This window comes from Mediterraneibacter agrestimuris, from assembly GCF_943193195.1.
Lineage (GTDB): Bacteria > Bacillota > Clostridia > Lachnospirales > Lachnospiraceae > Schaedlerella > Schaedlerella agrestimuris.
Window position 1 is genome coordinate 1 of sequence record NZ_CALPDG010000037.1, and the last position, 14,814, is coordinate 14,814.

Annotated in this window: 12 protein-coding genes and 1 other RNA gene; 2 read left to right on the forward strand and 11 right to left on the reverse strand. The window is 42.5% G+C overall.

Translation table 11 applies throughout. The annotated features are described in order from the left end of the window. The first annotated feature begins 439 nt into the window (after nucleotides 1-439). Entirely contained in the window at nucleotides 440-964 is a 525-nt protein-coding gene (locus tag NFS18_RS19790; RefSeq protein WP_251391556.1) for a DUF6512 family protein, read from the forward strand. Nucleotides 965-975: 11 nt separating this feature from the next. On the opposite strand, the gene NFS18_RS14720 is transcribed toward NFS18_RS19790, so the two are convergent. The 9 genes from NFS18_RS14720 to NFS18_RS14760 all read right to left on the reverse strand — a co-directional run bounded on the left by NFS18_RS14720 (nucleotide 976) and on the right by NFS18_RS14760 (nucleotide 12,133). Beyond that, on the reverse strand, nucleotides 976-1,644 hold the full coding sequence (locus tag NFS18_RS14720) for a uracil-DNA glycosylase (RefSeq protein ID WP_251391559.1): 669 nt from the start codon (nucleotides 1,642-1,644) through the stop codon (nucleotides 976-978). Between the two features lie 222 nt (nucleotides 1,645-1,866). Then, complete coding sequence (hisF, locus tag NFS18_RS14725; RefSeq protein ID WP_251391561.1) at nucleotides 1,867-2,628, reverse strand: imidazole glycerol phosphate synthase subunit HisF; 762 nt, start codon at nucleotides 2,626-2,628, stop codon at nucleotides 1,867-1,869. Between the two features lie 14 nt (nucleotides 2,629-2,642). Beyond that, entirely contained in the window at nucleotides 2,643-3,248 is a 606-nt protein-coding gene (gene hisH / locus NFS18_RS14730; RefSeq protein WP_251391563.1) for an imidazole glycerol phosphate synthase subunit HisH, read from the reverse strand. A 114-nt stretch (nucleotides 3,249-3,362) separates the two neighbouring features. Beyond that, nucleotides 3,363-4,841 (reverse strand): sensor histidine kinase, encoded by a 1,479-nt coding sequence (locus NFS18_RS14735; RefSeq protein WP_251391565.1) that lies wholly within the window; start codon nucleotides 4,839-4,841, stop codon nucleotides 3,363-3,365. Continuing rightward, a complete protein-coding gene (locus NFS18_RS14740) occupies nucleotides 4,841-5,518 on the reverse strand; it encodes a response regulator transcription factor (protein ID WP_251391567.1) in 678 nt (225 codons plus the stop codon). Before NFS18_RS14740 ends, NFS18_RS14735 begins: the two co-directional genes overlap by 1 nt. A 228-nt stretch (nucleotides 5,519-5,746) precedes the next feature. After that, complete coding sequence (locus NFS18_RS14745; RefSeq protein ID WP_251391569.1) at nucleotides 5,747-9,286, reverse strand: FtsX-like permease family protein; 3,540 nt, start codon at nucleotides 9,284-9,286, stop codon at nucleotides 5,747-5,749. 8 nt (nucleotides 9,287-9,294) lie between these two features. Beyond that, the gene (locus NFS18_RS14750) at nucleotides 9,295-9,999 is read right to left on the reverse strand and encodes an ABC transporter ATP-binding protein (RefSeq protein WP_251391571.1); all 705 of its coding nucleotides are present in this window, start codon (nucleotides 9,997-9,999) and stop codon (nucleotides 9,295-9,297) included. 47 nt (nucleotides 10,000-10,046) lie between these two features. Continuing rightward, on the reverse strand, nucleotides 10,047-11,294 hold the full coding sequence (locus NFS18_RS14755) for an MFS transporter (RefSeq protein WP_251391573.1): 1,248 nt from the start codon (nucleotides 11,292-11,294) through the stop codon (nucleotides 10,047-10,049). 17 nt (nucleotides 11,295-11,311) lie between these two features. Continuing rightward, a complete protein-coding gene (locus tag NFS18_RS14760; protein WP_251391574.1) occupies nucleotides 11,312-12,133 on the reverse strand; it encodes a zinc dependent phospholipase C family protein in 822 nt (273 codons plus the stop codon). Nucleotides 12,134-12,385: 252 nt separating this feature from the next. Between NFS18_RS14760 and ssrA the strand changes: the two genes are divergently transcribed. Then, nucleotides 12,386-12,730, forward strand: a transfer-messenger RNA (tmRNA) gene (gene ssrA, locus NFS18_RS14765). Between the two features lie 115 nt (nucleotides 12,731-12,845). Here ssrA and NFS18_RS14770 read toward each other — a convergent pair. After that, nucleotides 12,846-13,922, reverse strand: coding sequence for an ABC transporter permease (locus tag NFS18_RS14770; RefSeq protein ID WP_251391576.1), 1,077 nt, complete (start codon nucleotides 13,920-13,922; stop codon nucleotides 12,846-12,848). Beyond that, a complete protein-coding gene (locus tag NFS18_RS14775) occupies nucleotides 13,919-14,794 on the reverse strand; it encodes an ATP-binding cassette domain-containing protein (protein ID WP_251391578.1) in 876 nt (291 codons plus the stop codon). Before NFS18_RS14775 ends, NFS18_RS14770 begins: the two co-directional genes overlap by 4 nt. Between the last annotated feature and the right edge of the window lie 20 nt (nucleotides 14,795-14,814).

The window sequence follows — 14,814 nt, forward strand, 5'->3', positions numbered from 1 at the left end:
TGTGTGAAGAATTTGAAGTAAAAGAAAATGACCGGAAGCGTATGCTTGGCCACAAATTCAATGACGTGACAAATTCAGTATACGGACACCGTGACCTTGAACAGCTCCGGCTTGAGATTGAAAAAATAAAAGTATGATTTGTTGTAAGTGTGTTGTAAACGAATCCCTTTTATTACATTTTTTTATAATGGAATATGCCATTATATAATGCTATTTTTCTGCGTGGTTGACACGTTTTTCCGAATTTTCATATCAACCACGCAATTCATGCCAGATTAAGTTTTCCTTAAGATAATATAACAGCTTTATGTGAATTTTTGTTGTAAATGTGATTGTACCATCTCACCATGCAATTATGTAAAGAATAAGAATTCCTGTAGATTCATATACTATATCAAGACGGACTGCACCCTTTTAAGAATCAGGAGGACCTTGCTGTATGAACCATTTAAAAAAATATACCCTATGGGGAATTCTATTCGTCTCTGTTTTTGGTACTCTGGCACATTTTATTTATGAATGGAGCGGGAAAAATCCTTTTCTCGGTCTTTTTTTTCCAGTTAACGAATCTACTTGGGAACACATCAAGCTTTTATTTTTTCCCATGCTGGTATATCTCTTTTATATGCAGCACAAACTGAAACCCTGGTATCCGAATATGCTCCACATACTTTTCTACGGACTGCTTCTTGGCTGCGCTCTGATCCCTGTCCTGTTCTACACTTACTCAGGAATTCTAGGCAGTACTGTGATCTGGATTGATATCGCTATTTTTTATATCAGTGTCTTGATTTCCTTTTTCTTTATTTATCAGCAGATTTGCTCTAAAAGGAGACAATTCTTTTCCAGTTCATTTAAGCCAAAACAAGCAGGACCATATCTGCTTGTCCTGCTTTTCACCATAGCTTTTTTTGTATTTACTTTTCTGCCGCCGGATATCGGAATCTTTCGTTCTCCGGTATAGGCTTCTGATGTCTATTCAATCTCCCAGTCTACCGGCTTCACACCATGCGCTTTCAGAAATTCATTCGTCTGGCTAAATGGCTTGCTTCCGAAGAATCCTCTATATGCTGACAGCGGACTTGGATGCGGAGCTTTTAGAATCATATGCTGCGGATTGTTCAGCATTTTTTCCTTTCGCTGTGCCGGAGCTCCCCATAGTATAAATACAATCGGACTATCCTGCTTGTTCAATACCTGAATCGCCGCATCAGTGAACTCTTCCCAACCGATTCCGCGGTGAGAATTTGCCTGATGTGCCCGTACTGTCAACACTGTGTTGAGCATGAGTACCCCTTGCTCAGCCCACTTCGTCAAACAGCCATGGTTTGGTATCGTACACCCCAGATCATCATGCAGCTCTTGATAAATGTTGACCAAAGAAGGCGGCACCTGTACACCTTTCTGCACAGAAAAACACAATCCATGTGCCTGCCCGTAATTATGATAAGGATCCTGCCCCAGGATCACCACCTTTACATCATTTAAAGGTGTCAGATGAAATGCATTGAATATGTCATTTGCCGGCGGAAAAATCCTCTGTGTTTTATATTCCTGATTCACCGTATCAAATAATTTTTTATAATAAGGTTTTTTAAATTCTCCCTTTAAAGCCTCGTACCATTCTCCATTAATTCCTGCCATACCCCGAGCCCCCTTCATCTTTTGTATCTTCTGACCTGTTACTGTTCACACCCTACGGGTGCTCCAGTAACAGTATCCAGCCCATTTTAAGTCGCCTTCGGCGAGGGGCTTTATATATCACTGCCATCACTTCATTGACCGGACACCTTGCAGCGCAGTGCAAGATGCTGTGTGAACAGTAACAAAAATAGTCCTCTCCAAAATATATCTTGCTTCTTTGCTTTACAAGCGCACGGAGATTCCTTCTGTGCGCAGATATTCTTTTACTTCTCTGATTTCCAGTTCTTTATAATGAAACAGGGATGCTGCCAGAGCCGCATCTGCTTTTCCTTCTGTAAACGCATCTTTAAAATCCTTCAGCGTACCCGCTCCTCCGGATGCGATGACTGGAATGGATACCGACTCTGCGATCACCCTTGTCACTTCCAGATCATATCCCGCTTTTGTTCCATCTCCATCCATACTGGTCAAAAGAATCTCTCCTGCACCAAGGCTTTCCGCTTTTTTTGCCCACTCTACAGCATCCAGCCCTGTATCAATTCTGCCGCCGCTTCTGTATACATTCCACCCGCTTCCATCAGGACGTCTCTTCACATCAATTGCCACGACCACACACTGACTGCCAAATTTCTCCGCCGCGTCATGAATCAATTCCGGTGTATTGATTGCCGATGAATTAATAGAAATCTTGTCTGCTCCCTCTCTTAATAAGTCCTTAAAGTCCTCTACCGTGCGAATACCTCCGCCCACAGTAAATGGAATAAAGACACACTGTGCGACCTTTCGCACTAAATCGACCACAGTATTTCTCTCATCTGACGTAGCCGTAATGTCTAAAAATACCAATTCATCTGCTCCTGCTTTATCATAAGCCTTTGCGATTTCCACCGGATCTCCGGCATCCTTCAAGTCCACAAAATTTACGCCTTTTACCACTCGTCCGTTATGAACATCCAGACAGGGAATGATTCGTTTTGTATGCATAATCCGCTCTCCTATTACAGCTCCACAAAGTTTTTTAGTATCTTAAGTCCCACGTCGCTACTCTTCTCCGGATGAAACTGACATGCAAATATATTGTCCCTCTCCACGGAGGCATGAATATGTACCCCATACTCAGCAGACGCCTTCACACATTCCTCCTCTTTTGCTTTCAGATAGTAGGAATGTACAAAATATACATATGCCTGCTCCTCAATCCCTTCAAACAATCTGCCATTATGTTCCAGATGTAAAGAATTCCAGCCTATATGCGGAATCTTAAGTCCGTCTCCCGACGGAATCCGTACAATCTCGCCGGGAAGGATTCCAAGCCCTTCCACGCCCGGACTTTCATCACTCCGTTCAAACAGAAGCTGCAATCCCAGACAGATTCCGAGAAATGGAGTTTCCTGCTCCACAACCTGATGAATGACAGTATCCAGTCCTTTTCGTCTCAGATTGTCCATTGCATCACCAAAAGAGCCGACTCCCGGCAGAATCACCTTGTCAGCAGCCAGTATCTCACTTTGATCATCTGAAATCTTCACATCCTGTCCGAGATACTGCATTGCCTTTTCCACACTCTTAATATTTCCCGCATCATAATCGATAATCGCAATCATTCCTCAATCCCCCATTGTTTCTTCCGAACTTACCAAACAACCCGTTATGGGCACGTAAGCATGTGTCTTTTACATGCTTATGTGCGATACTAGTATTTTATCTTATTCCCATCCTTATTTCAAGCTCTTTGCATCCAGCTCAAACCAGAACTCCACACCATTATCAAAATTCCGCACACCATACTCCTGCTGAAAGGATTCCATAATTGCCTTAACAATCGACAGTCCGATTCCATTACCGCCATATTCTCTCGTATGCGCCTTGTCTACTTTGTAAAATTTATCCCATAACTTGGCAACATCCTCTTCCGGAATCGGCTTACCACTGTTAAATATTGTTACCCGAACCGTATCTTCGTTCTGAATAACCCGGATCTCAATCCTTTTCTCAAAATCTGCATGATGGATCGCATTCGTCAGATAATTCCGAATTACTTGTTCGGTCTTAAACTCATCCGCCCACACATAGACCTCTTCATCAGCAATAAAATCCACGATTGCTTTTGCCTGCTGGATCAGTATATCGCAGCTTGCCAGCACTCCCCGTATCAAACGCACGACATCAAAACGCTGCACGTCCAATTCATCAGAGCCGAACTCTAACTGATTCAGAACCAGCAGATTCTTTACCATCTGGTTCATCTTATTTGCCTCGTCCATAATCACGTCGCAGTAGAATTCCCGGCTCTCCGGGTCATCGTTCACACCTTCTTTCAACCCTTCCGCATAGCCCTGGATCAATGCAATCGGTGTCTTAAGTTCGTGAGAAACATTTCCCAGAAATTCATTCCGCATATTCTCGATTTTCTCTTTCTGCTCAATATCCTTATGCAGTTGAGTATTGGCTGTCTTCAACTCTGAAATAGTCTCTTCCAGCCGCTTTGACATGGAGTTAAAATTCTCGCCCAGAATTCCGATTTCATCAATGCCTCCGCTTGTATACTTTGCGTTAAAATCCAGATCAGCCATCTGTTTTGACAACTCTGCCAGTTCCAGGATCGGATCCGTGATCCGCTTAGAAAAAAACCATACAAACAATGCGCCGAAAACCAAAGCCGTACATCCCACATAAATAAGAAAACGATTGGCAATATGCGCACTATCCTTGATACTGGCAAGAGGACTCTGCATCAGAAAAAGATACTCATCGCTTATTATACCGTACATTTCCAAATATCCTCCGCTATTATCCGGACGTTCTGCCTTGTATATATTATACCGGTCAGTCGATACGACTATATCTCCTACATTTTTTCCAAAAATGTACCCCATCAACTGCAAATACATAGAACCATACTGTTCCTGCATCGTTTCCAGAATAATCTCGTGTTTCTCGTTCATCACCAGCACAAAAACATTGCTTCTCTGAATCCTCCTCCAAATAGACTGCATATTCTCATCATCAATCGTACCGTCCCGCAGCGCCCTGTCGATGAGTTGATACATTTCTTGCATTTCTATGGTTTTTCTTGAAGTGTAATAATGTTCCAAAAAATTACTATTCACCATAAAAATCAATCCAAGGATCAACACAAGCAGTCCCATAAAAACTGCGACCATCTGCTTTTTGATCGACTTCTTCACACTCTTCATTACTCTACCTCAAATTTATACCCCATACCCCAGATTGTTTTGATGTAATCACCCTTATCTCCCAGCTTGCTTCTAAGCTTCTTAACATGAGTATCAATGGTTCTGGCATCTCCGAAATAATCATAATTCCACACGCTGTTCAATATCTTCTCCCGTGAGAGCGCCAGTCCCTGATTTTCGACAAAATAGGACAGCAGCTCAAACTCTTTATAACTCAATTCAACAGGTCTCCCATCGATGGTCACCTGATGAGCCGCCTTATCAATAACAATCCCACCTGCGTTCAACAGTTCATTTTTATCCGTTCCCAAAGTCCTGCGCAGGATTGCCTCCACTCTTGCCACAAGAATCTTAGGACTAAAAGGTTTGGAAATATATTCATCTACCCCCAATTCAAATCCCTGAAGCTCGTCCCGCTCTTCGGAACGTGCAGTCAGCATGATCACTGGTACCTTAGAACGTTCCCTGATTTCACGGCACACCTGCCATCCATCCATCTTCGGCATCATCACATCCAGAATCACTAATGCGATATCCTTATCTTCATAAAATAAATCCATTGCCTCCAGACCATCTCCTGCTTCTAACACTGTGTATCCTTCCCGGACAAGGAAATCTTTGACCAGTTTCCGCATTCTACCTTCATCATCTACAACCAGAATTTTTACTTTTTCCATATCTGCTTCTCCTTTTCCACAGCTTTCTATATGTATACTTGATCAGCACAATCTTAGTTACTGTGAACGAAGCGTACAGTAACCCATTTCATAGGTCGATTATATAAAAAAAATATGTCTCTTTTGTGAATTTCTTTTACAAACCCACAAAAGAGACATATCTTCTTATCTTGATTTCTCGCACCTCCGCCGTACTGCGCAATACACAGAAAACATACATAACTTCCACTACTCCACACTCTTCAATGATTCTACCATATCAATCTTCTTTAATTTGAAGTACATTACCCCATTGACCAGTATAGAGAATCCAAAGGTAATCAGAAATCCATATATAAAACTTCTGAAATCAATATTTCTTCCGAACATGGCAGATTCAATTTCTACTGTCACAATGATAAACCGATGGAGCAGTTTTCCGCAAACAATTCCAAAAAATCCGCCTAAAATCGTCAGAATAATATTCTCCCGATACACATATTCGGCAACCTCAAGCGGATAAAAGCCAAGTACCTTCAATGTTGCCAGTTCCCGTTTTCGCTCTGTGATATTGATATTATTCAGATTATACAACACGACAAATGCCAGCATTCCTGCTGAAATCACAAGAACCACAATTACAATATTCAGACTGCCCAGCATGTCATCTAACTGTGCCTCAATTCCGCTTGCATAGGATACACTTAAAGCTCCTTCTTCTTTAATGACATCCTCACCCACAGACTTTATTGTGTCTTCTTCACCGTCTTTCACGCTGTAATATACGGAATTATACTTTGGCTCATTGCCATATCCTCGTTTATACCCGTCTGACGTCATATATAGAAAATGCTGCATATAGTTCTCACAGACTGCGGAAACGGTATAAGGGATTTCACCTTTCACATCGTCTTTGATATAGATCGTATCCCCCGGTTCTACGTCCAGTTCCTTTGCCATCTTCTCTGTCAGGATCACACCTTCATCATCCAGTGTATAAATTTCCTTCGTACGCCTGTTCCGGAATACGATAAATTCTGAGAATTCTTCTGTGTCTTCTGCTACATTCAGGTAAACATCCTTCCATGTTTTGTTTGCTCCGACCTTGACCTGCTTCAAGAAATTAACAGCAGTCGCCTCCACTCTGGAATCCTGCTCCAATACACGGATAGCCTGTTCCTGCTCTTCTTTTTCCGCATCTTCGTTCAGAATAATATTCCCATCATATAGCTGTAATTCATGATACTGTAACAAACCGATATCAAAAATTGAATCCTTCAATCCGAATCCCACAAGCAGAAGCGCCATGCAGCCTCCAATTCCGAAAATCGTCATAAAGAACCGCTTCTTATACCGCACCAGATTGCGGATCGTTGACTTCCATGTAAAGCTCAGTCTGCCCCAGATAAACGGAACTCTCTCCAGCAGTACACGCTTGCCCTGTTTCGGTGTAGGCGGACGCATCAATTCAGCCGCCTGTTCTCTTAGCTCTTTGTAACAGGAGAACACCGTTGCCAACAGCGTACATGCCATCGCTGCCAGTGCTGCCAGCAGTGCATACTGGATATTATACGGAATCACGTAGGTATCCATATGCTGATACATAATTCCGTATGCATATATGATAATATACGGAAATACTTTTTCTCCAAACAAAATTCCCAGAATGCATCCGGCAACGGTCGCCAGAAAGGCATATCCGATGTATTTGCCTGCAATGGAAAACCGGTTATATCCCAATGCCTTCATCGTACCAATCTGTGTCCGCTGTTCCTCTACCATACGCGTCATAGTCGTCAGACTGATCAACGCCGCCACTAAGAAGAACAGTACCGGAAAGACCTCGCCGATTGCCCGCATACGATCCGCATTCTCGCCATACCCAGTGTAATCATTGAGATTATCCCTGTCATAAATATACCACTTGGCATTTTCTATCTTGCTGATCTCATCCTCCGCATCTTTGATTTCTGCTTCGGCATCCGCAATCTTGGCATCCGCCTCCAGCCTGCCTTCATCGTATTCTTTCTGTCCATCTGCCAGCTTCTTTTCATTCTCAACAATCTCAGCTTCTGCACTTGCAAGCTGATTCTGTCCATCGGTAAGCTGCACCCATCCGCTATTGATCTCTGCCTGTGCAGACTCTAACTGTACCCATGCAGCATCCAATTGTGCCTGTCCTTCATCAATCTGCTGCTGTCCGGCTGTAAGCTCTGCCCGTCCATCACTTAGTATCTGCTGTGCGTCATTCACTTTCGCCCAGTACTTGTCCAACTCTGCCTGTCCTTCATCAATCTGCTGCTGTCCGGCTGTAAGCTCTGCCTGCCCTTTTTCAACCTCCTGCTGCATCATATCAATGATTGCCTGATTTGTGGCAAACTGCGTATAAACCTCTTCCAGCTTTATCTGAACATCACTGATTTTATTTATGTTGTCTGCAATCAGCGTATTCAGTTCTTCAATCCTTTCCGCTTGTTCCGGAAGTGACGGATCTAAGCCGTTCAATTCATTTTGCATCGCAGTCAATTCTGCCTGAAGACCTTCCCCACTTGCTGTTATTTCTGTTATTTCTGTATTCAAGCCTTCATTATCCGACTGAAGCTGGACAATGGATACCTTTGCCTGATCTAGTTCTGTCTGCTTCTGATTCAGCAGTTCTCTCAGGTTATCCACCTGTGCCTGCTGTTCTTCTAACGGGATTTTCTCTGCATCCAGCAATTCCTGCTGTGTATTCAATTCTTTTAGCTGCGCATTGAGTTCTGCCTGTTTGCTATTTAACTCCGCCTGACTGTCTTCCACGGTTCTTCGATTCACATTCAGTTCTTCCTGACCGGAAATCAATGCAGCCCGGGAATTCTCCAATTCTGTCCAGGATGCTGAAATCTTCGCCTTACCATCATTTAACTGCTGCCATCCATCATCCAATTCTTTCTTTGCATCTCCAAGCTCTTCCTCCGCTTCTTTCTTCGCGTCCTCCAGTTTTTCCCGCGCCTCATCCAATTCTGACTCTGCTTCATCCACAATCTCCTGCCGGCGCATTTTCTGCCGTTCTTCTTTGATTGCTTCTACATTTTTAAGTACAGCGCTGACACATTCTTCATATTCATCTGTAAATGCAGTGAAATCCTTTGCTCCGTCAACTGCCGCATAAATTTCCGTATACACGTCCAATTTGAAACTCTCTTCCGGCACACTGATAAAACCAGATACACTTCCAGTTCCGATATTGGTACTTCCTCTTCCAAAAGAAATATAGCAAGGACTGCTGACTGTTCCTACAATGGTAAACGTATCCGTTTTGAGAGTGTCTGTAATCGAATCTTCTTTTCCTGATGTAAGATGTATCTTCTCCCCGATTTTGTATCCACTCTCTGCAAGAAAGTCCGCATCTACAGCACATTCATCCCAAGACTTTGGCAGCCGTCCTTCTTCTGCCGTCACCATATTCAGGGATGGCAGCACAGACATAACATGTACCGCAGCCTGACTGTCTTCCTTCATACAGAGGGCGTCTATAGAATATCCCGCTTCTACCTTCTCAATCCCTTCCACTGCTTCCAGTGCCTTCACATCCCTCTCCGACAGCCCAAGCGTACTGATGACCTGAATATCCATCAAATTCTTTTCATCAAAATACTTATCACCCGAAAGCCGCATATCCGGTTCTGATGCACGGATTCCTGAGAAAAATGCCACACCGATCGCCACAATGAAAAAGATCGAAAGAAAACGCCCGAGGCTCCTGCGAATTTCCATATAAAATTCTTTTCTAAGCGCCTTTTTCTTCATATGTCTCCCTACCATTCAATATCTGCAATTGACATCGGTGACTCATTCTTCACCATACTGGATACCTTTCCATTCTTGATCTTAATAAGGCGGTCCGCCATCGGAGCCAGCGCCGAATTATGTGTGATCACAATAACTGTCATTCCTTTCTCACGGCACATATCCTGCAAAAGCTGTAAGATTGCCTTACCCGTATTATAATCTAAAGCTCCTGTCGGCTCATCGCAGAGCAGCAGCTTGGGATTCTTCGCCAGTGCACGGGCAATGGAGACTCTTTGTTGTTCCCCGCCGGATAACTGCGCCGGAAAATTATCCAGCCGGTGCCCCAGTCCCACATCCTCCAAAACTGTCTGTGCATCCAGCGGATCTTTGCAGATCTGCAATGCCAGTTCTACATTTTCCTTAGCTGTCAGATTTGGAATCAAGTTATAGAACTGGAATACAAATCCAATGTCGTCCCGGCGGTAGCTTGTCAGCTGCCGCTCATTATATCTTGTAATATCTGCACCGTCCACGAAAAGCTTACCGCTCGTTGCCGTATCCATACCACCTAAGAGATTCAGCACCGTTGTCTTGCCTGCGCCGCTGGGACCGACGATTACAACCAGTTCTCCCTTTTCAATTTCAAAATTAATCCCATCCACGGCATGAATCTCAACTTCTCCCATTTTATATACTTTTGTGATATCCTTTAAACATACAAATCCGGACATAAAACAGTCCTCCTGTCACAGTTTTATAATAGAATAGCATGATGTTTTTATTGTTCCGCTGCCTCATTCATCTTCACAGCCTTTTGGAAAAGTACTAATCCAATCACGAACAAAACTGATATCGCACTCACGCCCACATTCATCTTTCCGGTCAGCTGACTCATTACGGATACAAGCGTTGTTCCAAGAACCGCCGCGCCCTTTCCGCAGATATCATACAATCCAAAGAATTCTCCTGCCTTCTCCGCTGGAATGATCTTGCCGAAATAGGAACGAGATAATGCCTGTACACTCCCCTGGAACATTCCTACCAGTACCGCCAGAATCCAGAAATCCGTCTGTGAATCCAAAAAATATGCATAAATAGAAATACCAAGATATGCAGCAATACATATCGCCAGTACCTTTGTTGGATTGATTCTCTTTGCTACCCAGTTCAGGATCAATACGGACGGAAATGCTACGATCTGTGTCAGCAAAAGCGCCAGCAAAAGTCCCGTACTATCCAGTCCAAGCGCCTGTCCGTATGCCGTTGCCATATCAATGATCGTATATACACCGTCTATATAGAAAAAAAATGCCAGCAAGAAAATGAAAATATGTTTCTGCCTGCGGATTTCCACAAAGGTTCTTCCAAGGCGTGCAAAGCTGTCCCGCACTACATGACCGCCTGCTTCTGCATAATATTTCTGCTGATATGATTTCAAAAGCGGAATGGATAATATGAACCACCAAAATGCTGTGATCAAAAAAGCAAGGATCATGGATGTCTGCATATTCAGACCAACGGATCCGCCGCCTAATACGACAGCAAGACTGGCAACAAAGGGAATACAGCTCCCAATATACCCCCATGCAAATCCCTGAGAAGATACTGTATCCATACGCTCTGGCTCTGTTACATCCGTCAGCATCGCATCATAAAATACAAGGCTAGCGGAATACCCTGTCTTTGTCAGCACAAATGCAACAAGAAACCAAATCCACGAGGAAATAAATCCCAGTGCAATACATCCTGCTACTCCGGCAAATAAAAACACCGTAAAGATCTTTTTCTTAAAATCCTTCGTATCAGCAATTGCTCCAAGCGTCGGTCCAAGCACTGCCACAAGCAGTGTACAAATAGACGCTGCATATCCCCAGTACGCCAGATAATCCACATCAGAGATTCCGGCATTCCCCGCCAGATAGTTAAAATAAATCGGAAAAATCGTAGTTGCCAGCATCGTAAATGCAGAATTTCCCACATCATACAGAACCCATTTCTTTTCCATCGGTGTCATTTTAAATTTCATTTTTATTCCCTCCATCATCAAAGCAGCAATGATTCCCAATTCTCGCCCGCACCGAATGTCTCTTGAAAACGAACCGGAAGTTCTCCATTGCCAAGCAATGCCTTCTGGTACTTGAGTATCAACCCCACTGCCAGCGGCACAGCTCCGGCATACTTCTTCTTTAGTAAATGACAATACTTTTCACATGCCGGATTCGGCTCCAGGCTCATGACCATGCCCCCGTTCGACTCATACAGCCCTGCCAGCTTCATCAGACAGAACAACACATTCCGCTTCAGATCCTTAGGCGCAAACAAAAGCTTGTGTACCCAAACCATCCATATCAGAGACTTCTTCATATCCTCCGCTGTAATATTCTCATAAAAAGAAGCAATAACCTCCGCATTCCTCTGCGTTGGATGAATATGTTTCGTTCCCAGATAAGTCACCGGATTCACATAATCTTCTGTCAAAAGCAGCCGATCCAGCTCCATTTCAATCTCAGAGTGGCTGATTCCACTGACTTGAATCATCTTCTCCACATACTTATGGCACTCACTGTCCAGCGCAAAGTGGCAGATAACACCGTAAACGTAGGCTTGCGCAGCACCTTTATCTTCTGACTTTTCAATCACCTGCAATGCATTTTTAAAAAATCTGTCCGCCGGAAGATCATGTAATTCATATCCCTGTTGATTTACATGATTTTTCATAAAAAAGCGATAATAAAACAAAATATCCGGCCCGTGCAGACCTATATCATATAATTCGCGGTTCTCCGAGATTATCTTCTGGAGCGGTCTCGGCAATGCGTTCATTACATCTTTCCCGAATTTATAATGTGTATATGTTGTCGGCATTGTAAGTTCCCCTTTCTGATTGTTCTTCCTTGCCGTTGATTATTTATTTCAACATATATTCTATCATATTCACCCCCACAAAGAAACTATTAATCCGATAAGTCTGTGTAAATTTTATGACCAAATTTTTGAAATTTTATGAAAACAGCAAAATATCTTGACTTTCTGTTCTACTTTCTATAGAATAAAAGTGCATAACAGAATTTTTCTGCAAAATGTGCATATTCTATTTAAGATTACATTAAAAACTTTGGGCTTGTACTGGTTTCGACAGGGATTCTGAAGATGGAGAAGCTATCCGCAGGCAGATGCGTCAAATCGCAAACTTAAAATTAAACGCTAACGATAATTTCGAATTAGCTGCAGCCTAATTGCTGCATGTCAGCCTTAAAGCACTCACACTTTAAGAATCTGGCACCGACTATGTGAGAAACGATACCGGCAAAGCTTTGAGCCGGCAGGCGTACCATGAAGCTACTGAACCCGTAAGGATGTTCGTTTCCGTACGGCAGAGGGAATGTTAAAGAACGGACTATGATAGTAGAAGTACATGGGATGGGTTTTTGGACGCGGGTTCGATTCCCGCCAGGTCCACTCCTTCCGCGATGCTGCGGAGAGCGTGAAAAGTACCGAGAAATGGCGTGGTTGACGCCCTCTTGGTACTTTTTTATTTTACACTGATTCTAATATTTTATAGCACATGTTGCATTTTTTATAAAACTTGATGTTTTGCAAAAACCCTGCGGGATATAAAAACACCAATCCCCATAAATATCAATGCGACTGGTACAGCCATTAGTGCATAAAGTACATTACCTCTTATTTGTTCTACCGACATAAGGAAAACAAATTGTGCATGGTACAATGGCAAAAGAGTAATGATTTTGAATAATGTGCTTGTTTCGCTAACGGGCAACATAACAGGAAAAAGATAAATTGCCGCAGAAGCGACTAACGCCACTGTCTGATTTTTGCATACAGCAGATAAGACTAATGTAATACCTGTAACACTGATAATACTGGTAAATGCTAAAAGAATTTGATATTTAAGCAGTGTGCCGCAAGTAATATTGAATGGAATGTACCCCGCGGCAAAGTCCGCGGGAGCAAACAGAATACTGCAATCCAGCCCGCTACTTCCATACAGTATAAAAGCATATATAAGGTTAATTGCTGAAACAACAGCAGTTATAATCAGTGCAGCTAAAATGCTTCCAATGATTTTTGCCGCCCCACATTTTGTTTTTCCATATTTGCTTGTCAAAATGATATTATCAACGCCCCCATATTCCCCAGAAAAAACAGGTGCAGTCATAATGACAACAACTAATGATAAAACAATAAATATCTTCACCATATTTTGACTTGTGTTGAGCCAACCGTATGTATATCCAATATTAATTTCTTCATTTCCGTATACATCAGAAACACTATAACCATTCCAGTTGCCATCCAAATCAGAGAAGTTACGAAATAACGCCGATTGCAAGGCATTTTGGTAAAGATATGCCGCATTCATACCATGTAAATCCTGTTTAGGCTTAAACTCTATCATCATTTGTTGTACTTTTTCATCAGTCAACAGTCCCTTATATTTTCCTGCGATAGCTTTATCAATTTCAACAGCTATCCGCCCCGTTCCCTCGTTGCTTATTCCATCAGAAGCATACATATTTTGATAAGCGGAAAAGTCTAGGAGAACCGACAAAAGAAACAATGCAATCAGCGCAGCTTGTGTAAGACGTCTTGAGAATATCTTGCGCAATTCAAATTGTATTAGTTTTTTCATTCCTCTATATCTCCTTTGAAGTAAAATAAATATAAATCTTCCAAATTAGGCTGAACTCTTACTGCATTTTCCATAGGTGGACGTTCAGAAATTATCCGCAATATAGTTTCACCCCTGTCTGTGTTGCGAAGATTGCTCGTATTAAATTTTGCTGCATATGTTTCAGCATGAGCAGACGGAACCGCACATTCCCATACTTGCCCGTCAATCTCGGCAGTAATTTCCTGTGGCTTTCCAAAATGAACAATTTGCCCCGATTTCATCATAATGATTTCTTCTGCAATAAACTCTACATCTGAAACAACATGTGTTGACAAAATCACAATACGGTTTTTAGCAAAAGCACTTATCAAATTACGAAAGCGTACTCGCTCTTTTGGGTCAAGTCCCGCTGTTGGCTCGTCTAAAATTAAAATGTGTGGATCGCCCAGCATTGCCTGTGCAATCCCTAAACGCTGCTTCATACCGCCGGAAAAAGTCTTTATTTTATGTTTACTTTCCGCAGACAATCCAACAGCTTCAAGTAACTTCTTTGACTTTTTCTTTGCATTTTTTTCGTTTAATCCTTTTAGGGCAGATACATACAACAAAAAATCCAGTGCTGCAAAATCAGGGTAATAGCCAAAGTGCTGAGGAAGATAGCCTAAAAGACCACGATATTTTTCGTTAAGTCCCTCAATGTTTTTACCATTCAAAACAATCTTCCCGGATGTAGGAGTTTGTATGTTGCATAGCAGCCGCATGAATGTAGTCTTTCCAGCTCCATTTGCGCCTAACAAGCCATAAACACCATTTGTCAAAGTTACGTTCAAATGGTTTACAGCAGTTTTTGAACCAAAATTTTTAGTCAGCTCGATCGTTTTTAATTCCATATAAAGCTCCTTTCCTCAGT